General features: G+C 68.4%; 21 protein-coding genes. 11 read left to right on the plus strand and 10 right to left on the minus strand.

From position 1 onward, the window contains the following. The first annotated feature begins 111 nt into the window (after positions 1–111). Positions 112–603 (plus strand): 6-pyruvoyl trahydropterin synthase family protein, encoded by a 492-nt coding sequence (locus tag HRUBRA_RS09700; protein ID WP_035516670.1) that lies wholly within the window; start codon positions 112–114, stop codon positions 601–603. A 3-nt stretch (positions 604–606) separates the two neighbouring features. Here the strand turns inward: HRUBRA_RS09700 and HRUBRA_RS09705 are convergent, their stop codons facing one another. Then, complete coding sequence (locus tag HRUBRA_RS09705) at positions 607–2,640, minus strand: M3 family metallopeptidase (protein WP_035516671.1); 2,034 nt, start codon at positions 2,638–2,640, stop codon at positions 607–609. 109 nt (positions 2,641–2,749) lie between these two features. Between HRUBRA_RS09705 and HRUBRA_RS09710 the strand changes: the two genes are divergently transcribed. After that, on the plus strand, positions 2,750–4,807 hold the full coding sequence (locus tag HRUBRA_RS09710; RefSeq protein ID WP_052094632.1) for a S9 family peptidase: 2,058 nt from the start codon (positions 2,750–2,752) through the stop codon (positions 4,805–4,807). A gap of 473 nt (positions 4,808–5,280) precedes the next feature. On the opposite strand, the gene HRUBRA_RS09715 is transcribed toward HRUBRA_RS09710, so the two are convergent. Both HRUBRA_RS09715 and HRUBRA_RS09720 read right to left on the minus strand, forming a co-directional pair. Continuing rightward, entirely contained in the window at positions 5,281–5,727 is a 447-nt protein-coding gene (locus tag HRUBRA_RS09715; RefSeq protein WP_035516673.1) for a TlpA family protein disulfide reductase, read from the minus strand. Then, complete coding sequence (locus HRUBRA_RS09720; protein ID WP_052094625.1) at positions 5,724–6,947, minus strand: YihY family inner membrane protein; 1,224 nt, start codon at positions 6,945–6,947, stop codon at positions 5,724–5,726. Before HRUBRA_RS09720 ends, HRUBRA_RS09715 begins: the two co-directional genes overlap by 4 nt. 154 nt (positions 6,948–7,101) lie before the next feature. On the opposite strand from HRUBRA_RS09720, the gene arsC reads away from it, so the two are divergent. Genes arsC through sppA form a run of 4 tightly spaced genes read left to right on the plus strand, consistent with a single transcriptional unit; the run spans position 7,102 to position 10,283 of the window. Next, positions 7,102–7,452: an arsenate reductase (glutaredoxin) gene (gene arsC, locus HRUBRA_RS09725; RefSeq protein WP_035516674.1), complete on the plus strand. Its 351-nt coding sequence runs from the start codon at positions 7,102–7,104 to the stop codon at positions 7,450–7,452. After that, on the plus strand, positions 7,449–8,066 hold the full coding sequence (wrbA, locus tag HRUBRA_RS09730) for an NAD(P)H:quinone oxidoreductase (RefSeq protein WP_035516675.1): 618 nt from the start codon (positions 7,449–7,451) through the stop codon (positions 8,064–8,066). The genes arsC and wrbA overlap by 4 nt, the downstream gene beginning before the upstream one ends. Further along, positions 8,063–8,452 carry a DUF2069 domain-containing protein gene (locus tag HRUBRA_RS09735; protein ID WP_035516677.1) on the plus strand — a complete coding sequence of 130 codons (390 nt, stop codon included), beginning with the start codon at positions 8,063–8,065 and terminating at the stop codon, positions 8,450–8,452. Before wrbA ends, HRUBRA_RS09735 begins: the two co-directional genes overlap by 4 nt. Then, positions 8,445–10,283 (plus strand): signal peptide peptidase SppA, encoded by a 1,839-nt coding sequence (sppA, locus tag HRUBRA_RS09740; protein ID WP_035516679.1) that lies wholly within the window; start codon positions 8,445–8,447, stop codon positions 10,281–10,283. The genes HRUBRA_RS09735 and sppA overlap by 8 nt, the downstream gene beginning before the upstream one ends. A 10-nt stretch (positions 10,284–10,293) precedes the next feature. On the opposite strand, the gene HRUBRA_RS09745 is transcribed toward sppA, so the two are convergent. From HRUBRA_RS09745 to HRUBRA_RS09770, 6 genes are all read right to left on the minus strand, one after another. After that, complete coding sequence (locus HRUBRA_RS09745) at positions 10,294–11,133, minus strand: mechanosensitive ion channel family protein (protein WP_035516682.1); 840 nt, start codon at positions 11,131–11,133, stop codon at positions 10,294–10,296. A gap of 129 nt (positions 11,134–11,262) precedes the next feature. Then, positions 11,263–11,880 carry a PqiC family protein gene (locus HRUBRA_RS09750; protein WP_035516683.1) on the minus strand — a complete coding sequence of 206 codons (618 nt, stop codon included), beginning with the start codon at positions 11,878–11,880 and terminating at the stop codon, positions 11,263–11,265. 2 nt (positions 11,881–11,882) lie between these two features. Then, on the minus strand, positions 11,883–12,851 hold the full coding sequence (locus HRUBRA_RS09755; RefSeq protein WP_035516685.1) for an MlaD family protein: 969 nt from the start codon (positions 12,849–12,851) through the stop codon (positions 11,883–11,885). Further along, positions 12,844–13,620 carry an ABC transporter ATP-binding protein gene (locus HRUBRA_RS09760; protein ID WP_035516686.1) on the minus strand — a complete coding sequence of 259 codons (777 nt, stop codon included), beginning with the start codon at positions 13,618–13,620 and terminating at the stop codon, positions 12,844–12,846. The genes HRUBRA_RS09755 and HRUBRA_RS09760 overlap by 8 nt, the downstream gene beginning before the upstream one ends. Position 13,621: 1 nt before the next feature. After that, the gene (locus HRUBRA_RS09765; RefSeq protein ID WP_035516687.1) at positions 13,622–14,746 is read right to left on the minus strand and encodes an MlaE family ABC transporter permease; all 1,125 of its coding nucleotides are present in this window, start codon (positions 14,744–14,746) and stop codon (positions 13,622–13,624) included. 92 nt (positions 14,747–14,838) lie between these two features. Then, positions 14,839–15,426: a DUF3806 domain-containing protein gene (locus tag HRUBRA_RS09770; RefSeq protein ID WP_236629839.1), complete on the minus strand. Its 588-nt coding sequence runs from the start codon at positions 15,424–15,426 to the stop codon at positions 14,839–14,841. 156 nt (positions 15,427–15,582) lie between these two features. Here HRUBRA_RS09770 and dapA point away from each other — a divergent pair, with 156 nt between their 5' ends. From dapA to HRUBRA_RS09785, 3 genes are read left to right on the plus strand one after another with little or no spacing between them, the layout of a single operon-like run. Then, on the plus strand, positions 15,583–16,455 hold the full coding sequence (gene dapA, locus HRUBRA_RS09775) for a 4-hydroxy-tetrahydrodipicolinate synthase (protein ID WP_035516689.1): 873 nt from the start codon (positions 15,583–15,585) through the stop codon (positions 16,453–16,455). After that, the gene (gene bamC, locus HRUBRA_RS09780; protein ID WP_035516690.1) at positions 16,452–17,498 is read left to right on the plus strand and encodes an outer membrane protein assembly factor BamC; all 1,047 of its coding nucleotides are present in this window, start codon (positions 16,452–16,454) and stop codon (positions 17,496–17,498) included. The genes dapA and bamC overlap by 4 nt, the downstream gene beginning before the upstream one ends. Positions 17,499–17,507: 9 nt before the next feature. Beyond that, complete coding sequence (locus HRUBRA_RS09785) at positions 17,508–18,272, plus strand: MBL fold metallo-hydrolase (RefSeq protein WP_035516692.1); 765 nt, start codon at positions 17,508–17,510, stop codon at positions 18,270–18,272. A 103-nt stretch (positions 18,273–18,375) separates the two neighbouring features. Here HRUBRA_RS09785 and HRUBRA_RS09790 read toward each other — a convergent pair whose 3' ends face one another. Then, positions 18,376–18,861, minus strand: a complete 486-nt coding sequence (locus HRUBRA_RS09790; protein ID WP_052094627.1) for a leucine-rich repeat domain-containing protein — start codon at positions 18,859–18,861, stop codon at positions 18,376–18,378. A 102-nt stretch (positions 18,862–18,963) separates the two neighbouring features. On the opposite strand from HRUBRA_RS09790, the gene HRUBRA_RS09795 reads away from it, so the two are divergent. Both HRUBRA_RS09795 and HRUBRA_RS09800 read left to right on the plus strand, forming a co-directional pair. Next, complete coding sequence (locus tag HRUBRA_RS09795) at positions 18,964–20,043, plus strand: hypothetical protein (protein ID WP_035516694.1); 1,080 nt, start codon at positions 18,964–18,966, stop codon at positions 20,041–20,043. After that, positions 20,040–20,765: class I SAM-dependent methyltransferase (locus tag HRUBRA_RS09800; protein WP_052094629.1), on the plus strand; the 726-nt coding region annotated here is incomplete at its 3' end. The genes HRUBRA_RS09795 and HRUBRA_RS09800, both read left to right, overlap by 4 nt.

The raw sequence follows: 20,765 nt of genomic DNA on the forward strand, positions 1-20,765 counted from the left end.
GCCGCCTGTCCAGCATTATACCGGCTGCAGGCGCCACTGGATTGGCTTGCGCATTGCCCGCGGTGAGCGGCCATGCCATCCTCCCGCACCCATGCCGAGCGAGGAACGCTGATGAGCAACCGTGAGCGCCTGACCACGCTGTATATCGACAAGGAGAGTCACAAGTTCTCCGTTGCGCACTACACGATCTTCGCCGCCGGCGATCGGGAGCGGCTGCACGGCCACAACTACGCTGTCTCGGCGAAGATCGTCGCGCCCATGGGCAACAATGGTTTTGCCGCTGACTACAATGTGTATAAAGATCGCATCAAGGCGCTTTGCGACGAGCTCGACGAGTACCTGATTCTCCCGGCGGATTCACCGTACCAGCGCATCGAGGAGCATGGCCACGAGTACCGCGTGACCTTCGGCGACGAAGTGATGCACTTCCTGCGCAGCGACACGCTGGTGCTCCCCATTGTCAATGCCACCGTTGAGGAGCTGTCCCGCTATCTGCTCGAGCGGCTGCAGCACACCTCCCGCGGCGACGATCTTCGCGAGCTGCGGGTCTGCGTGGCCTCCGGCCCGGGGCAGAAGGGCTGTGCCAGCTGGCGCGCCGGCTGAGTCTCAGGCCGCTATGCCGCTATGTCTGAGCAGGGGCTCGATGTCGGGCGCTCTGCCCCGGAAGGCCAGGAACGTCGCCATCGCATCCCGTGAGCCGCCCATCTCCAGCACCTCCCGGAGAAAAGCCCGGCCGGTCTCGCCGTTGAAGATGCCCTCCTCCTCGAAGCGCGCGTAGGCGTCCGCCGACAGCACCTCGGCCCATTTGTAGCTGTAATAGCCTGCCGCGTAACCCCCCGCAAAAATATGGCCGAAGCCGTGCTGGAAGCGATTCCAGGCGGGTGGATGGACCACGGCGACCTCCCGGCGTACCGCCTCCAGCACCGTCTCCACCGGCGTTTCTTCGGCATGTTTCCAAACCAGATGCAGGCGGAAATCGAACAGGGCGAACTCGAGCTGGCGCACGGTCTGCATTGCGGCCTGAAAGCGGCGGGCGGCCAGGAGGCGCTCGACGAGGGCCTGCGGGATAGCTTCACCGCTGTCCACGTGCCGGCCGAGGCGGGCGAGGAAGCCGGCTTCCCAGCACCAGTTTTCGAGGAACTGGCTCGGCAGCTCCACCGCGTCCCACTCGACGCCGTTGATGCCGGAAACGGCGGCGACAGTCTGCCGCGTCAGCAGGTGATGCAGACCGTGACCGAACTCGTGGAACAGGGTGGTCAACTCGTCATGGGTGAGCAGGCTGGGGCGCCCGTCCTCCGGCGGCGAGAAGTTGCAGACCAGCCAGGCTACCGGCCGCTGCAGACCGTGGACACCCTCCCGGCGCACCCGGCAGTCGCCCATCCAGGCCCCGCCGCGTTTGCCGCTGCGGGCGTAGAGATCCAGATAGCAGTGCGCCAGCAGCTCGCCGTCGCGGTAGATCGCATAGAGAACAAGGTCCGGGTGGTAGCTGTCGAAGGCTTCCCCGGGGCGGAACTCGATACCGAAGAGCTCGCCGCAAAGGCTGAAGAGCGCTTCGAGAACCCGCGGTAGCGGCAGGTAGGGGCGCAGGTCCTCCTGGGAGATGGCATAACGGGCCTGCCGCAGCTGTTCGCTGTAGTAGGGCACGTCCCAGGCCTCGAGCTGCGTCGTGCCATCGTGTTCCCGGGCAAAGGCGCAGAGGGCGTCCCACTCGGCCTCGGCCTGGGGCCGGGCGCGGGCGGCGAGGTCTTCGAGGAAGGCGATGACGCTCGCCGTGTCCGGGGCCATCTTGGTCGCCAGGGATAGCTCCGCGTAATTGGCGAAGCCCAGCAGATCGGCAAGTTCGCGGCGGCTGTCGAGGATCTCGTGCATCACCGTGCTGTTGTCCCACTGCCCCGCGTGCGGTCCCTGGTCCGATGCCCGGGTCTGCCAGGCGGTGTAAAAGGCTTTGCGCAGGTCGCGGTCCTCGCCGTGGGCCATGACCGCGAGGTAGGTCGGGCCGTCAAGGGCGAGCCGATAGCCGCTCTCGCCCGCCGCGTCGGCGTTCCGCCGGGCGGCGGCCCGTGTGCTCCCGGGCAGGCCCGCGAGGCGTGCTTCGTCCACGGTGAGCGACCAGGCGTCGGTAGCATCGAGCAGGTTGTCGCTGAAGCGTGCGCTGAGCGTCGCCAGGTGCTGGCTGAGCTCGGCAAAGCGGTCCCGTTGCGCCGGCTCCAGGGCGACGCCGGCGAGGGCGAAGTCGCGCAGGGCGTTGTCGAGGGCACGCCGCCGGCCGGGCACGGCATCGACCGACGGGTCTTCCTTCGCCACCGCCTGGAAGGCCTCGTAGAGCGCGCGATGCTGGCCGAGCCAGCTGCGCCAGGCGGAGAGCTTCGGCAGGCACACATTGTAGGCGTGGCGGAGGGGCTCGCTATTGTTGACGCTGTTCAGGTGACTGATCGGCGCCCAGAAGCGCTCGAGGTCGTCCTCCAGCTCCTCGAGGGGCGCACAGAGCCGCTCCCAGGTGGCCGGGCCCGGCTCGGCAAGCAGCGCCTCGATGGCGGCACGGTTGCTCGCCAGCAGCTGGTCGAGGTCCGCTTCGATGCTCGCGGGATCAATGGCGCCGTAACGGGGCAGTTCGGCGTCTGCCGGCAGGGGGTGGTTCATCGGGGTTATACTCCGCGCTCGGGCCGGCCCGGGCCCGCGGTCCTGACGCAGGACGGCGTGCCACCGGCGACCACATTCAAAGTGACGTCTAGTGTCAATGGGGATCATTATGCCTGTTGCAACCCGTGCCTTTCGCACCGCTCTGGCTTTCTGCGCTGCCGCCCTGGCCCTGCCTGTCGACGCCGCGACGGCCGGCAAGCCCTTTGCTCCCGCCGATGTCTTCGGCCTCGCCTACGCCAGCGATCCGATCGTCGACCCCGCCGGGGAGCGTGTCTATTACCTGCGCCACACCATGGATGCCCTCAAGGACCGGCGCCGGGCCAACCTGTGGACCGTCGGCGCCGATGGCAGTGGCCACCGGCCCCTGACCACGGGCCCACGCAGCCTGTCGAACCCCGCCCTGTCACCGGACGGGCGCCGGATTGCTTACGTCGATGCCGATGACGTGGGCCGGCAGATCTTTGTGCAGTGGGTCGAGGGTGGCGAGCGCGCCCAGCTGACCCGCGTTGCGCACACGCCGCGCCGCCTGGCCTGGTCTCCCGACGGCCGCTGGCTGGCGTTCACCATGCTGGTGCCCTACGAGCCGACGGTACTGGGCGAACTGCCGGCAAAACCGGAGGGCGCCGAATGGGCGCCGCCCCCCGTGATTGTGGAGCGTTCGGTCTTCCGCAACGATGGCACGGGCCCGCGCCCCTACGGCTTTCAACATGTTTTCGTGATTCCGGCCGAGGGCGGCAGCCCGCGCCAGCTCACCAGGGGCGACTACGAGCACGACGGCGGCCTCGCCTGGACTGCCGACAGCCAGGCGCTGATTGTCTCCGCCAACCGCGGCGAGGACTGGGAGACGAATCCGGCAAACACGGATCTTTTCCATGTGCCCCTGGACGGTGGCGCCATGACGCGTCTGACGGACCGCGAGGGCCCGGACAGCGGCCCCGTCGTTTCCCCGGACGGCAAAGCGGTCGCCTGGACGGGCTGGGATGACCGGCGGCTCGGCTACCATCGCAGCCGGCTCTATGTCATGGGGCTCGATGGCAGCGGCCGACGCGAGCTGCTTCCGGACCTTGACCGCGCTATCGAAGCCCCCCGGTGGTCGGCCGATGGCAAACGCCTGTTCTTCCGCTATGACGATCGTGGCGACACCGTGCTCGCAGCCACTGATCTGGCCGGGGGGCTCGAGCAGCTCGCCGCCGGGCTCGGCGGCACCACGATCGGGCGCCCCTACGCCGGGGCCGCCTTTGCCGTGGGCGGCGGGGACCGCTTCGCCTACACCGCCGGCGACACCGCGCGGCCTGCGGATATCGCTGTCGGTCGCCGCGGCGGCGACGGGGTCAGGAAAGTCACGGCACTGAACGAGAACCTCCTTGGCCATCGCGAGCTGGCCCGCGTTGAAGAGCGCTGGGTCACCTCCGGCGCCGACGGCCGCGACATCCAGGCCTGGGTGGCCCTGCCGCCGGGTTTTGATCCGTCAAAGCAGTACCCGATGATCCTCGAGATCCACGGCGGCCCCTTTACCAACTACGGTTTCCGCTTCAGCGCCGAGGTGCAGCTCTATGCCGCGCAGGGCTATGTCGTGCTCTACGTGAACCCCCGCGGCAGTACGAGCTACGGTGAGGACTTCGGCAATCTGATCCATCACGCCTATCCGGGCCGGGACTACGATGACCTCATGGCCGCTGTGGACGCAGTGATCGACGAGGGCTACGTCGACCCGGAGCAGCTCTTTGTCACCGGCGGCAGCGGGGGCGGTGTGCTCACTGCATGGATTGTCGGCAAGACCGACCGCTTCCGCGCGGCGGTGGTGGCCAAGCCGGTAATCAACTGGGCAAGCTTTGTGCTCACCGCCGATATGGCGCCGTATTTCGCCCGCTACTGGTTCCCGGCGATGCCCTGGGAGGACCCTGAGGGCTACTGGGCGCGCTCTCCGCTCTCCCTGGTCGGCAACGTCACCACGCCGACGATGCTGCTCACCGGGGAGGCTGACCTGCGCACGCCGATTTCAGAGAGCGAGCAGTACTACCAGGCCCTGAAGCTCCGCGGGGTGGAGACGGCCCTGGTGCGCATGCCCGGTGCCTTCCACAGCATTGCCAAGCGGCCGAGCCAGCTCGCCGGGAAGGTGGCGGCGGTGCTCGCCTGGTTTGAACGCTACGGTGCGGATGGGTCCTGACACGGTCGCGACGATGACCGTCCGCGCGGTCTCCGTGGCCGAGGTTGGCGGCCGACGCTGCTGACCTGAAAAAAATTCGTCCGGCGGTGGAACCGGGGCGGCAGGAGGGGGTCATAGTGACTGGGAGGGCGTTGCTTTCTGCGCCCGCTCCCCATGAACAGACGACGTTCAGGTCATGTAAACCCCTCTGGAGCGAGACTCCTCCCTGGTCGGCTTTTTGCCGGCCTTTTTTTTGGTTCATCGTGGATTTCCGGGGCGGATGCCGGGGGTATGCCCCAGGCCTTATCCGGTCGGGGCGCTCCATGGTTTGAGCTCGTTTTAGCTTGCCGGCGCGGCCACAGGCGGGTGTCCCCGGTCGCTCCACGATCTTCGCCTGGTGGGGGGACCCTCCTGCAGCCGCGTCTGCCCTCGGTGCTCACCCCGGTACGGTGCAACCACGGTCTCCGCCCCGGAAAGCTACGAGGAACCTTTTGTCAGCCTCCGCTCCCGGCCATGGCCTCACGCAGGCTCTCGGCGGTCTGCGGGCCAAGCAGGGTTGCGACGCGGCGGCCGTCCGGATCGATCACTACCGTTGTGGGCAGGACCTGGGGCCGGTCGATGCCGAGGTCGGCGGCCGGGTCCGTCGGCAGCTGGGCGAAGCGGATGTCCAGGGCGTCGATCTGCGCGGCCAGAGCGTCGCCGGTGACGCCGTCGTAGTTCACCCCGAGGACCGCGATATCATCCTCGCCATCGAGGCTGTTCAGCTCCGGGATCTCGCGGATGCAGGGTTTGCACCACTCGGCCCAGTAGTTGACGAGCACCCAGCTGCCAAGCTGCTCCTCGATGGGACCGAGGGCCCCCGGGCGCTCACCGCAGCCGGCGACGCCCAGAGTGAGGCCGAGGGACAGGGTGAGACAGGCGATACGAGCAGGCAGGGTCATTGGTCGAAAAGCTCCGCTAGGTTGATGGAGAGGGCGTCCCGGTTGCTGTCTTCCTGGGCTGCCAGCAGAGCGAGCGCGCGCTGCTCCCAGCCGTTGACGCTGTGGGAGCGGTCGTACGCCGTCGCCAGCGCATCGCCGCGGGTCCAGTGGAGCACCTGCCAGAGCGTGATGTCGTGCAGGTCCCGGGCCAGGAGGTAGTGGCCGCGGTCGTTCTGGGAGATCACCTGCTGGGCGAGGAGGCTGTCCCGCAGCCTGCCCCAGCTCTCGCTGTCGATACCACAGCTCCGGTCCGTGAGCAGGTCGATCTCGCGCAGAGCCTCGCCGCGGCGTTGCCGGATCCAGAGTAAATAGAGCGCTTCCAGGGCCTTCAGCACCAGTGGCCGGGCTGCCTGCTCCGAGGTCTGGTAGGCGGAGAGGCTGTGCACGACGATGGCAGCAATGAGGACAATATTCCAGGAGATGAAAATCCACAACAGGAACAGCGGAACGGCGGCGAAGGCGCCGTAAATGAAAGTGATACTGGAGCCGGCCACCAGCGTCGTGAACAGGGAGCGTGCGATGTTGAAGGCGATCGCCGCCAGTGCCCCGCCGATGAGCGCGTGCTTCAGGGGAACCCGGCAATTGGGCACGGCGGCGTAGACCAGGGTGAAGCCGAGGATGCTGAGCAGAAAGGGTGCGACGCGCAGCAGCGCGGTGCCGGCGCCGAGGACGTCGAGGTAGTCGAGACGGCTGGCGAAGGAGGCGAGGTAGGTGCTGGCCGCCAGCCCCAGGCCGATGGTCAGCGGCGTCAGGCTGAGCACGGCCCAGTAGAGCAGGAAACTGGACACCGGGCTGCGGTTTTCCGGAGTGCGCCAGATCCGGTTGAAGCTGCGCTCGATGTTGCGCAGCATCAGAATGGCGGTGGCCACCAGGAAGGCGATACCGAAGCCTGTGAGGTTCTTGGCCTGGCGCGAAAAATCCTCGAGGTACTGCTCCATCTCCGAGGACGTCTCGGGCATGAGGTGCTCGAAGAGCAGGTTCTGGATGTTGGCCTCGACGCCCTGGAAAGCCGGTATTGCGGATGCCATGGTGTAGAGCACCGTGAGCAGCGGCACCATGGCGAACAGGCTCATGTAGGTGAGCGCCGCAGCCGTGTCACGGCAGCGATCGCTGATGAAGCGCTCGTAGAGGTACTGCAGCCGGTGCAGCCAGGGGAGGAATTGAGCGGGTATCGCCGGCATGGGGGTCAGTATCGCATGAAATCCGGCGCTGGCGGGATGGCTCCCCCGGGCGAACCGTGCCCCGGGGGCGCGGCCGCTCGCCGCGGCAAGGCGCCCCGGAGCCGGGGCCACCCTTTGCTATACTGCGGCGCCCTGCATGACAAGGAGGTCCCGCATGGTCGCGGTCACCCTGTACCACAATCCCCGCTGCTCCAAGTCCCGGGCGGCGCTTGCGCTTCTTGAGGAGCGTGGCGCGGCGGTCGAGGTTGTCCGCTATCTTGCTACGCCGCTGGATGAGGCAGGGCTGCGCGAGCTGCTGCGCCGCCTGGGGCGGCCAGCGGCGGAGCTGGTGCGCCGTAGCGAGCCCGAGTACAAGGCGGCGGGCCTCGGCCCCGCCAGCGACGAGGACCAGCTGCTGGCCGCCATGGCGACGCACCCGAAGCTCATGGAGCGGCCGGTAGCAGTCGCCGGTGAGCGGGCGGTGATCGGCCGGCCGCCGGAGCGCGTGCTGGAGCTCCTGTCGTGAGCTCAGCACCCTACATTCTGGTGCTCTACTATTCCGCCGGCGGCGCCACGGCGACCATGGCGGCGCAGGTCGCCCGCGGGGTGGCCACGGTCTCCGGCCTCGAGGCGCGGCTGCGTACGGTGCCCCGCGTTTCCACGGAAACGGAGCAGGTGGCCGACGAGGTTCCCGCCGAGGGACCCCTGTACTGCAGCCAGGCAGACCTGCGCGGCTGCGCCGGCCTGGTGCTCGGCAGCCCCACCCGCTTCGGCAACATGGCGGCGCCCCTCAAGTATTTCCTCGACCAGACCGGAGACAGCTGGCTCAGCGGTGCCCTGGTGGACAAGCCCGCGGGCGTCTTCACCTCCACCTCGAGTCTGCACGGCGGCCAGGAGAGCACGCTGCTGTCCATGATGCTGCCCCTTCTGCATCACGGCATGGTGATCGTGGGCCTCGATTACGGCGAGCCCGGCCTCATGCGCACTGAAGGCGGCGGTACGCCCTACGGCGCCAGCCACGTCGGTGGTGTCGACAACCAGCGAGCCCTCGATGAAGACGAAGCCGGCCTCTGTCGCAGCCTCGGCGCGCGGGTGGCCCGGCTGGCATCGGCCCTGGCGGGCGGTGGGGGTGTGTCATGAGCGCTGTGCCGCGCACCGGCGCCGCGGCCTGGTTCTGGGGCTTGAGCTGGGGCTGCTGGCTCGTCCTGCTGCTCCAGCAGGGCCTGGACGCCTTCACCCGCGGGGCGCCCTGGATCATCTGGGTGGCCTACCTGGTGCCGCTGTTGATCTTCCTCCCGGGTATGCTCCGGGACCGGCTGCGCAGCTATGTCTGGCTGTGCTTCGTCAGCCTGCTCTACTTCATCCGGCTTGTGGAGCGGCTCTTCGCCGAGCCCGGTGCGCCGGCGCCGATCGTCGGCATGGTTGCCGTTATCGGCCTGTTTACCTGCGCCATGCTCTATGTGCGCCAGCGCGGCCCCCAGCTTCGCCGCGCTGAGGACTCTGCCCCGGGAGATACCGATGGCTAAAGCTTCCTTTTTACGACGCTTCTTCCGCGGCCTGTGGCGCGGCATCACGGTGCTGCGCCTGGCGCTGGCCAACCTGCTGTTCCTGGTTGCGCTGCTCCTGCTTTACTTTGCCCTGACGGGCGGGCCTTCCCGGGAACTGCCGGAGCGGGCGGCGCTGCTCCTCGCCCCGGCCGGGCGGGTGGTGGACGAGCGCAGCCGGGTAGAGCCCCTGGCGCTTCTCGGCGATCCGTCTCCGGCGACGGCGGAAGTCCGTCTCCGCGACCTGATCGATGCCGTGGACCGTGCTGCCGATGATCCCGCGATATCCGCCCTGGTCATCGACACCGACGACCTGCTCTACCTCGGCCTCAGCCGGGCCCAGGAGCTGGCGCCGGCCCTCGAGCGCTTCCGGGCCGGTGGCAAGCCCATCGTTGCCCTCGGGGATTACTTCACCCAGGACCAGTATCTGCTCGCAGTGCAGGCGGACGAGCTGATCCTCCATCCCCACGGTGCGCTGGCGCTGGAAGGCTTTGCCAGCTACCAGAACTACTTCCGTGATGCCCTCGACAAGCTCGCCGTGAACATGCACGTTTTTCGCGCCGGGGAGCACAAGGCCATCGCCGAGCCGCTCACGCGCATGGACATGTCCGAGGATGAGAAGACGATCACCCGGGCCTGGCTCGACGACCTCTGGAGCCAGTACACGGCGCTGGTAGAGGCACGTCGGGCGCTGCCGGCCGGGGCCGTTGCTGCGCACATCAACAGCTATCCGACGCGGCTCGCGGCCGAAGGCGGAGACCCGGCGCGGCTCGCCCTGGCAGACGGGCTCATTGACCGGCTGCTCTCGCGGGAGGCGGCCAACGATTACCTTGTGGAGCTGGTCGGCGCCGCGGATGACAAAGGCCGCTTTGAGGCTGTGCCCTTTGAGCGTTACCTTGCGCGGCGCGGTCGGCCGCCGGCTGCCGAGGCCGGAAAGCGGGTTGCCGTGGTGACCGCCGCGGGGCCACTCTTCAGCGGCGAACGGGATCCGGGTGCTATCGGCGCCGAGACGCTGGTACGCCAGCTGCGGCAGGTGGCTTCCGAGCCGGATGTCGCTGCGATCGTTCTGCGTATTGACAGCCCGGGGGGCAGCGCCTTCGGTGCCGAGGTCGTGCGCGCCGGCCTCGAGGACCTCGCCCGGCGGCGGGAGCTCCCGGTGGTGGTGTCCATGGGCCGGGTAGCGGCGTCAGCCGGCTACTATATCGCCGCCCCGGCGGACGAGATCTGGGCCACTCCGGCGACGATCACCGGTTCTATCGGGGTCTTTCTCGCCTTCCCGACGGTGGAGGAGCTTTTCGAGCGCGCGGGCATCGCCACGGATGGGGTCGGGACCACAGAACGGGCCGGTGCCCTGCGCCTCGATCGGCCCCTGCAGCCGGCCCTGGCCGAGACTCTGCAGCTGACCGTGAACGATCGCTACCGCAAGTTTGTCGCGATCGTGGCCTCCGGCCGGGACATGGCCCCGGCGCAGGTGGAGGCGGTGGCAGAGGGGCGCGTCTGGAGCGCGCCAGCGGCTAAGGCCGTCGGCCTGGTGGATGAGCTGGGCAGCCTCGCCGAGGCGGCCCGTGCGGCGGCGGGTCTGGCCGGTCTGGACGAGGGAGAATACCGGGTGGACTACGTCAATCCGCCGCAGTCGCCGCGACAGCTGCTGCTGCAGACCCTGGCGGACCGGCTCGGCATTACCGCCACCCTGGAGGCGGCTCTCCCGGTGCCTCGTTCCCTGCGGGCACCGCTCACGGCAGTGCGGGAGACCCTCGACGTCCTCGAGGATCCCGCCGACCTGTACATGCTGTGCCTGGCCTGCGCGCCCTGAGGGTGCGGCGTCAGTCGGCGACGGGCGTCGCCGGCTGGCGCAGGTGCACCTCCCGCTGCGGGAAGGGGATGGTGATACCGGCCTCGTCGAAGCGCAGCTTCACCGCTTCGGTGGTATCCCAGAGCAGGTCCCAGTAGTCGGCGGCGTTTACCCAGGGCCGCACCAGGAAGTTCACGCTCGAATCGGCGAGCGCCCCCACCGTGATCACGGGCGCAGGCTCGGCAAGCACCCGCTCGTCCGCGGCGATGATCTCCTCCAGGATCTGCTTGGCCTTGCGCAGGTCGTCATCGTAAGCGACACCGAACTCCATATCCACGCGCCGCGTGGGCCGCGCGGAGAAGTTGGTGATTACGCCGCCGATGACGCTGCCGTTGGGTACGATCACTTCCTTGTTGTCCGGGGTGGTCAGGATGGTGGTGAAGATGCTGATTTTGTCCACCGTGCCCATGGCGCCGCCGGCATCGATGAAATCACCGCGCGTGAACGGCCGGAAGATGATGATCAGCACCCCTGCGGCGAAGTTCGCCAGGGAGCCCTGCAGGGCGAGGCCGACGGCCAGGCCCGCGGCACCGAGGAGGGCGATCAGGGAGGTCGTATCGATGCCGAGCTGCGACAGCGCGGCGATGACCACAAAGAGCAAGAGCAGCCAGCGCAGAATCGATGTCATGAAGCTGACGAGTGTATCGTCGACCTTCTGCCGCTCGAGCACTTTCTCGACGCCCCGGACTACCAGCGCTACCACGCCACGGCCGAGGTAGAAGATGACCAGGGCGAAGACGATGCGGATTCCCCAGGGAATCGCGTAGTCGTTCACGAGCGCTGTCAGGTCCAGCTGATTGATCACATCCATCGTGCTGCCCTTTCTGGTTGCAGTATGAAAAGCGAGATAATAATCTCGCGCGCCATTTCTGTACATCCGGGGGCGCGGCGCCTGCTGCGCCTTGACGAACGCCTCGGCGCGACGCCCTGACCCCGGGGGTCAGTGCCCGGCCGCTGTAACCGCCGCGGCGATAACGCCGGCGAGGGCCGAGAGCAGTTCGCTGAGGGCTGCGGCCTGGGTGGCGGCACTGTCATCGGGCAGAGCCTCCCGCGCCTCGAAGGTGCCCCGGGCCGGGGCATTTTCCTTGGCGCTGCCGTGCAGGGTCCAGTCGGCGACGGCCACGGCGGTTGTGCCCTGGGCCTCGAAGCGGTGCACCACCAGACTCACGCGCTGACCGGTCACGGGCATGGGCCCCGGGAACTCGCTTACCGCGGCAGAATCGAGCTGCGCTGCCAGGTTGGCGACGAGGACGCGCTGGATCCCGTGGTCCAGGGGCTCCGCCCAGCGCCGGTCCCGCCGGTAGCTGATACGGTGCGCATCGAGGCGCTCGGCGAGATCGGCGCGCAGCAGGTACTCGGGCAGGGTGACGGGGCCCACCGCCAACGGTGGACCGGCGCCGCGCGCGGCGGGCGGTGCCGCTGGCGCGAGGGTCACATAGCTGAGCTCCACCGGCGAGGCGCAGCCGGCGAGCAGCAGCGGAAGCGCGAGCAGGGGGGCAAGCAGGGGGACAAGAACGGGGGCAAGCAGGGCCGCTGGACGGCGGGCAGGGTGCTTCATGGCTATTTCTCCCGGCGCCCGCGGAGGAGCGCATCCGGTTGATCTTCCAGCGTTTGCAGAAGGCCCTCCAGGGACCGGCTGGCGCGGGACATCTCTCGCAGCGTCGCCCCCAGCTGCTGCAGCGTGGGCGAATCGTCGGCGACCTGCCGGCCGAGGCCGCCAATGGCGTCGCGGGTTGCACGCAGGGCCTCGTCCAGGCTCACCAGGGCGGCCGTCAGCTCGGCGTTGAGCGCCGGCAGCGCCTTGTCCACCCCGGCGGCGGCGTCACCGACGCTCCCGAGCGTGCGGCTCAGCTCCGGCTGCAGCGTTGCCAGGCTGTCATCAAGACGGCTGCCCGCCCGCGCCAGGGAGGCCAGCGTTCCGCGCAGCTCGCCGGGGAGGGCAAGGAAATCCTCATCCTCCACGAAGGTGCGCAAGCTGGTAACGATGCTCTGCCCCGCTTCTGCCATGGCCGCATAGTCCACGGATTGAAGAGTCCTGCGCAGGATCTCCAGCTCTGTGGGTATAGTGGGTATCTGCCCATAGGGTGAGTCGATGGCCGCGGCCGTGACCGGACTCTCCGGGTGGAAGTCCAGTTGGATATAGAGCAGGCCGGTGAGCACACTCTGCATGTTCAGCTGGGCCCGGAGACCATTGCCTACCAGGTAGTCGAGCATGGCGCCGCGCCCCAGTTTCTGACCTTGAACCAGAAGGTTGTTGGCGACCAGCTCGGCCTCGACGATCATCTTGATTTCCGGTCGCTCCGTGGACAGCACGAGCTGGATGTCCGTGACCTGGCCCACGGTGACGCCGCGCAGGGCTATCGGTGCGCCGACATTGAGGCCCTTCACGGAGCCGTCGAAGACCATCACTACCTTGTCGCGCTGGCCGGTGAAGCCGGCGCCGCCGAAAAACAGCGCCGCGCCGATGGCTACGACGGCGGCGCCGACCACGAATGCGCCGATGAGGACGCTGTGTTTGCGTTCATCCATGGGAGTCGTTCTCCGGCTCTGCCGAGCGATTGAGAAATTGTCGCACCAGCGGCTGGCTGCTGTGGTCCCGCAGCCAGCGCGGATCGCCGCCGTCGATCATGGTTTTCGAGCCGGCGTCGAGAAACACGGAGTTGCTGGCGATGCCGAAGATGCTCGGCAACTCGTGGGTGACCAGCACCACCGTGGCGCCGGTGGACTCCTTCAGCTCGAGAATCAGGTCATCGAGGCGCCGCGAGCTGATCGGGTCGAGGCCGGCGGAGGGTTCGTCAAAAAAGAGAATCTCCGGGTCCAGGGCAATGGCCCGGGCCAGCGCCGCTCGTTTGCGCATGCCGCCGGAGATCGCCGAGGGCAGATAGTCCTCGTAGCCGGCAAGCCCCACTAACGCGAGCTTGTAGCGGACGATACCTGCTATGGCGTCGGTGCTGTAGTCGGTGTAGTGCGTCAGCGGTAGCGCCACGTTCTCCGCCAGGGTCATGGCGCTGAGCAGGGCGCCGGCCTGGTAAGTGATGCCCCAGCTGCGCCGGAGCCGCTGCCGTGTGCGAGCGTCGGCCCGGACCAGGCTCTCGCCGCCGTAGCAGATGTCGCCGGCGGCGGGGCGCAGGAGCCCGAGGAGGTGCTTGAGCAGCGTGCTCTTGCCACAGCCGGAGCCGCCCATGATCACGAAGATGTCGCCCCGGTTGATGTTAAAGGTCAGGTCGCGCTGCAGGACGTTGCTGCCGAAGGCCATGGTCAGCCCGGCGACGGAAATGGCGGCATCGGCGCGGTCCACCTCAGATCCCCAGTTGCTGGAAGAGAATGTTCATGCCGGCGTCGGCAACGATGAGATAGACCACGGCCGTGACCACAGCCTCGGTCGTTGCGCGACCGACGGCGGCGGCATTGCGGCCGGCACTCATGCCCGCACGGGAGCCGGCGAGGGCAATGAGGAAGGCGAAGAGCACGCCCTTGCCGATTCCCACGAAGGCATGGGTAAAGGAAAAGGCATCCTCCAGCTGGCTCAGGTACTGCAGGGCGCTGATGCCCATGCCCCCGGCGACGATGCCGCCGCCGATAATGCCCAGGAGGTCGGCGTAGACCACAAGCAGCGGCATGGTGACCACCAGGGCGAGCATCCGCGGCGCGACGAGGAATTCCATGGGTGACAGGCCGAGGGTGGCGATGGCGTCGACCTCCTCGTTTCCCTGCATGGTCCCGAGCTGTGCGGCGTAGGCGGCGCCGGTGCGCCCGGCCATAACGACGGCGGTCATCAGCGCGCCCATCTCCCGAAGCATGCCGATGGCCACGAGATCGGCCACGTAGACCTCCGCGCCGAACTGCTGCAGCTGCACGGCGCCGAGGTAGGCCAGGATCATGCCGACCAGCACGCTGGTCAGGGTGATGATGGGCAGGGCGTCGGGGCCGGCCTGGTAGAGGCAGTCGCGCAGGTCGACCCAGCGGGTCGCGGAGCCCGGCACGAAAGTGCGACCGCAGGCGCGCAGGGCGTCACCGAGAAAGGCCAGGGAGTCGAGGACTTCCTCGCCGATCTCGTGCAGCTGTTGCCGCAGGGCTGCTGCGGAAAAAAGGCCGTGCCGCGATGCCCGCGAGGACGCCGCCGGAGCGGTGGCGGTGGCCAGCCGCAGGAGCGCGGCAAGCCCGTCGGGCAGGCTGGTGCTGTCGAGGCTGCCCCCGGCCCCGCGGCAGGCCTCATGGCAGGCCAGCAGGAAGGCCGGAAGGCGCGAGTCCCAGTCGGCCACGGCATCGGCCGCCACGGTGAGCCGCCTTGGCGGCACTGCACGCAGGCGTTCGACAATCGCATCGGTATCCGGGAGCCGGGTACCTCGCCAGGGGCCTGCGAGGCGCAGGCACGCCCCATCGGCATCGACGGTGAGATCACAGCTGGGCCCGACGTCAGCCATCGCGGTGCCTTGCTCCCCTTGCTTTAACTGCCCCGGGGCAGTCTACGGCCGCCGGCGGCGAGGCGCCATTGAAGCAGCGGTGTGTGGGCTGCCTACTGGAAAGGCAGCGGATCCTGCAGCGGACGGATGATGGCCACCGCTTTGTCATAGATGGCCTGCACCGGCGTCAGGTCTCCGGCCTCCCGGCGGCGCGACACCATTGTAGCGGGGAATAGGTAATTGTCGCTTTGCCGATAGCGCAGGGCCCGGCTGCGTCCTACGCGGTCCTCGTAGATGACCCAGTGCATGTCCAGTTCCTCGGCGAGGAGGTCGCCGAGAACGACGCCCATGGCCTGGAGGTTCCGGCGGTCGTCAGCGGTGACGACGTCCTGGTCCAGGAGTCGCTGCAGCACGGGCAGGTCTTCGGCCGGGTCGCCGGTGAAAAAAGCGCCCAGCTCACTGCGCGCGAGTTCCTCGAGGTCTTCGCGCTGCTGCGCCAGGTAGCGGCGGTCGAGATCCGTCAGCTCGTCGATGCGCGCTTCGAGGCCCGCGCCCGGCGTGCCTGTGCCCTGGGCACCGGCCGGCGCTGGGGCCAGCGCGCAGAGCAGGAGGCAGAACGCGAGCACCGGCGCCAGGGTGCTCAGCGATGGACGGGCGGAAAATCGGGCAGGGAAACGCTTGGAGAGAAGCATAGTGGCCATGGTGGGGGTACCGGACAACATCATGTACGGAGAGTAGCGCGGAGGGCGCTGACGCTCAATCCGGTTGTGTTCGAGGCCGCGGCGTGGATAATTGCGCCTTTGGCGCGGTGCGGCCGCCGAGCGCCGCTCGCCTGTCCCGTCCCCCGGAGTCCTCGCATGATCACTGGCAGTATTGTCGCCCTCGTCACCCCGATGCACGTCGACGGCAGTCTCGACTGGGCAGCGCTCGAGCGGCTCCTGGATCTTCATATCACGTCCGGGACCGCTGCTGTCGGCGTGACCGGGACCACCGGCGAGAGCGCGACGCTCTCCGTGCCCGAGCATATGGCGATCATCCGCCACTGCGTCGACTATGTGAGCGGCCGCATACCGGTTATTGCCGGCACTGGCGCCAACGCCACCCGTGAGGCCATCGAGCTCACCCGCGCTGCCGCGGAAGCCGGCGCCGACGCCTGTCTCCTTGTCACCCCCTATTACAACCGGCCGACCCAGGCCGGTATGTACGAACACTTTCGCGCCATCGCCGACGCCGTGGCCATCCCCCAGCTTCTCTACAACGTGCCGGCGCGCTGCGGTGTGGATCTGGCTAATGACACCGCACTGGCGCTGGCGCGGCACGACAATATTGTCGGGATCAAGGACGCGACCGGGAACATGGAGCGCGCCCGGGACCTGCTGGCCCGCGCGCCCGAGGGTTTTGCCGTCTACTCCGGCGACGACCCCACGGCGCGGGAGCTGATGCTCGCCGGCGGCCACGGCAATGTTTCTGTCACCGCCAACGTGGTGCCGGAACTCATGGCCGCGCTCTGCCGGGCGGCCATTGCCGGCGACGCGGAGGAAGCCGCTGCCCTTGACGAGCGCCTCGCCGCGTTGACCTCGGCCCTGTTTCTGGAACCGAACCCCATTCCCGTGAAGTGGGCCCTGGCCCACCTCGGGCTCATCGGCCCCGGCATCCGCCTGCCGCTGACCCCGCTGGACCACAAGCTTGAAGCGGTCCTGCGCGATGCGCTGGCGGGAGTCACGGCATGAGAGGGGGTGCCGGCGTCCTGGCCACCGGCCTGCTCGCGATCGCCCTCAGCGGCTGCGGCTATCTCTTTGGCGACGACGGGTATTTCCAGGACCGTTCCCAGGCCTACCGCGAAGCGGTGGAACTGGCGGTGATCGACGTGCCGGCGGACATGGACAGCACGGCCCTCGAGGAACTTTACGCTATTCCGCCGGTGCAGAGCGACCTGCTCCTCGCCGGGGAGTTCGAAGTACCCAGGCCGGATCCGCTCGCCGCCGGTTCGGCGGAGCAGCTTGTGCGCATCCAGAAGCTCGGCGACGACAGCTGGGCCCTCATCGGCGTTGCTCCCGGGCAGCTCTGGCCCCAGGTGCGCAGCTTCCTCTCCGCCGCCGGCGTGCAGGTCGCCCGGGCCGACGCGCGCCAGGGCATCATCGACACAGACTGGCTGCAGCTCCAGGACGCCTCTGGTGAGTCGCGCTTCCGCTTCCGCATCGAGCGGGGAGTGCAGCGCGGCAGCAGCGAGCTGCACGTGCTGCAGAAGTCCCGCCTTGGTGAGGACGACGAATGGCCGGCGGTGTCCGACGACAGGGCGCAGGAGGCCGATATGCTGCGCGGTGTTGCGCAGTACCTCGCCAACAGCGCCGAGACCGCGCCGGTGTCCATGATGGCGGACCAGGCGATCAGCGCCGGCGGACGCGTTTCCCTGGAAGAGGCCGACGATGGCGAGACCTACATAGCCCTTGGCCTGCCCTTCAACCGGGCATGGGCGTCCCTCGCCCTGGCGGTGGAGGATGCCTATTTCGAGATTACGGACCGCGACCGCAGTGCTGGCCGCTATTACCTGCGCTTCCTCGGCCCCGACAAGGATGACGAGGGCGGCTGGTTCGACTGGCTCACGGGCGGCAAGGAACGCGACCCACTTGCGGACCGCCGCTTCCTGCTCACCGTGGACGCCGTGAACGGTGATGGCGTGGAGATCCGCCTGGCCCAGGATGACGACGGCGATCCGCTGGAAAAGCGCCAGCATCAGTCACTTCTGGCGAAGATTCAGAGCAACATCGACTAGGGGACAGTGGTGCGCGTCGCGTCCCTCGGCAGCGGCAGCAAAGGCAACGCAACCGTGGTCGCCAGCGGCGACACCTGTGTGCTTGTCGACTGCGGTTTCTCTGTGCGCGAGGCGACCCGGCGCCTGGCCCGCCTCGGCCTTGTCCCCGGCGATCTCGACGCCATTCTCGTCACCCACGAGCACAGCGACCACGCTGCCGGCGTCGGCACCCTGTCCCGGGGCCACGGCATTCCCGTCTACGCCAGCCACGGCACGGCCGCCAGTGGCCGCCTCGGCGAGTGTGCCGCCCTCGTCCGCTTCAACGCCGGGGAGGCGTTTACCGTCGGCGGGGTAACCGTGTGCTCAGTGGCCGTGCCGCACGACGCCCGCGAGCCCTGCCAGTACCGCCTCGCCGCCGGCGGCCGTGAGCTCGGCGTCCTCACGGACCTCGGCAGCGTCACCCCCCACGTGGTGGCCGCCTACCGCGGTTGTCAGGGCCTGGTGCTCGAGTTCAATCACGATACCGCCATGCTCGCCGCCGGCACCTATCCGCCGGCACTCAAGCGCCGGGTCGGCGGCGACTGGGGCCACCTCAACAACCGCCAGGCCAGCGAGCTCCTCGCGGCCGTCGACGGCCCGGCGCTCCGGCACCTGGTGATCGCTCACATGAGCGAGCAGAACAACAGCCAGGCGGCGGTACGCGAGGTCCTCGCGGCGGAGCATCCCGGCTGGCTGGAGCGGGCGCACTGGGCCTGCCAGGGCGAGGGCTTCGGCTGGATTGCTCTCGACGGGTGAATGAATGGTTTTGTCGGGGACTTGCGTAGTGTCGGGGAGCGACTGAGGGCATCTTCCCGCTGGCGCCCCGGGAATCCACTAGCAGGTACACTCCGGGAGGGCCTCAGCAGTGTTCCGGCAGGTTCAGTTCGGCGATCTTGAGGCGAGACGACGGGCAGGTCATCCGGTCGTTGCCGGACAGATCCAGGCGCTCGAGCGCATCCAGGGCGAACAGCGGCGCCGGGTCGTCGATGCGGTTGTTCGCCAGCAGCAGAATCTCGAGGCCCGTCGCCGCGGTCAGCGGTGTTACGTCTTCGATCGCGTTGCCGGAGAGGCGCACCCGCGTGAGCCCGGTGAACACCTCGAGACGGGTGAGGTCCGTGATGCCCGCCTGGCTGCAGTCCAGCAGCGTGAGCTCGTCGGCACTGGTGACCTCCTGATCGATGATGTGCTGGATGACGCATTCACGCAGGGCCTCGTCGGCGAGCGAGAAGTCGCTGAACAGGGCCGGCGGCGTGTACAGAGTGCGGTCGTTGAAGGTGACGGCGTAATCGGCGCAGCCCGCGGTCAGCAGAGCGGCGAACAGCAATGCGAAGCGGTGCGGTCGCATGGGCGGGTCCATCGGGGCTGCCGCAGGTCGTGGTAGCATAGCACGCGTTTTTGCTGCCGGCTGCGCCGATGCCGGCCGCACCTTCTAAGGAGTGGGACCCCCGTGGAAGCAATCAGTCTCGTACAGCGAGGAAACCTGCAGAGCCTCGAGCGCACGCTGCGCCGCCAGTGGCGTCTTGGGCAGAACATCGTCCTCTGCTGGTCGCTGGATGAGCACGGTTTGCTGGTGATTTTCGTACCGCATTACTTCCTCGGCAATTTCTGCGCGCCGGGGCGGGACGGCAGGGTGGGCGCCGAGGACAACGAGCGCTACGTGCGCAGCCTGATTTCCGGCTGCCGGCGCAAGGCCAGGGACGAACTCTTTGCTATCGCCGAGCGCCTGAGCGCTGCGCCGACCTTCATAAAGCTCGATCAGCCTCTGCAGGATACCCCGCCGGTGATCGATGGTGTCGAGGAGCTCATTCGGCGCTATGGCCTCAACTTTGTCGAAGGCCGCGGGGTACTGCTCTTCGACATCTGCGATTTCTCGCTGCATACACCCTTTGAGCAGGCAAGCCAGCTGAACAGCCTGTCTTACTCCATGAACTCCGTTTACAACAAGCTCTCTGCGCTGGGCCTTGAAATCCACTTCGCAAGGACCACCACCGGCGACGGCTATTATGTGTGGAACCGGGATACGGGGCCGGAGGCCGACCGGCTGCTCTTCGACTTCCTGGTGCTCACGGCGCTGGATAACGCCCTGGCCCGGGCCGCCTCCCGGGGCAAAACCGTGCCGGTGCTTCGCGCCGGCTTCCACTGCGGCAGCCACTACGAGCTTTACCAGGCCGAAGGTGTCAACCCGAGCGTCTTCAGCTACATCGTCGGTACGGTCACCATCGAGCTGGCGCGTATGCTTGAGGCTGCACAGCCCGGCCAGTTGCTCGTCGGTGACTTCCGCGCCGGCGCACCGGCCTTCGTCGCCGAGCGCAGCGCGGGCCTGGCGCGGGTCCTGGGTCTGAAGATGATGGGACAGTCCCTCGACGGGCTGCGCTGCTGGCTCACCGGCACCGCCGGCGGCGGCGAGCCGCGGGCGCTGGCGTTTCGCGATAAACACGGCCTCGCCCACCGTGCCTACAACCTTGAACTCGAGGTCGACCTCGAGGGCGAACCTCTGCACCTTGGCCTGCGCCCCGGGGACCCGTGACCACGATACCGCGGCTCGCCGTTGCCCTCGGCGACGGCGGCGACCCGGCGCTGGCGCGCCAGCTCGCCGAAACCTTGAGCCTGCCTCTGCTGGCCGTCCCCGGCGACGGCTTCGACGGGAAGCAGGGCCTGGATCTGCTTCTGCTCGTGGACGCAGCGGGCCCGGCGCTTCGGCCGCTCGGGCCTGGCGCCTCGGGCCCGGTGCGCTGCCGCTTCGATGACGGCAGCCTCCGCCATCGCCGCCGCAATGGTCACAACGAGGCCATCGGCCGGGCCCTGGCGGTGGGCCGCGCGCCGGGCATGCGTATTATCGACGGAACCGGCGGCTTTGCGCGCGATGCCTTTGTGCTCGCCGACCTCGGCGCCGAGGTCACCGTCTGCGAGCGTCAGCCAGTGCTCGCGGCGCTCCTCGGGGAGGCGCTTGCCAGTGCCGCAGCGAGCGGCGATCCCTGGCTCCGGGAGGTCGCCGGGCGCCTGCAGCTCGTCCCGGCAGACGTCCGCACTCTGGCGCCCGGAGTCCTGGCCGGCGCCGACGCGCTCTACCTTGATCCCATGTTCCCCGCGGCCCGCAAACGCGCTGCATCCGGCAAGGCGATGACGGTGCTGCAGCACCTTCTCGACGACGACGAGGCCACCGCCGCCGCGCTGGTGACCTGGGCTCTGGCGCAGCCGGTGCGGCGGGTGGTCGTCAAGCGCCCGCGGCGGGCCCCGCCCCTCGGCGGG

Origin of the sequence: Pseudohaliea rubra DSM 19751, assembly GCF_000764025.1 — a bacterium.
Classification (GTDB): Bacteria; Pseudomonadota; Gammaproteobacteria; order Pseudomonadales; family Halieaceae; genus Pseudohaliea; species Pseudohaliea rubra.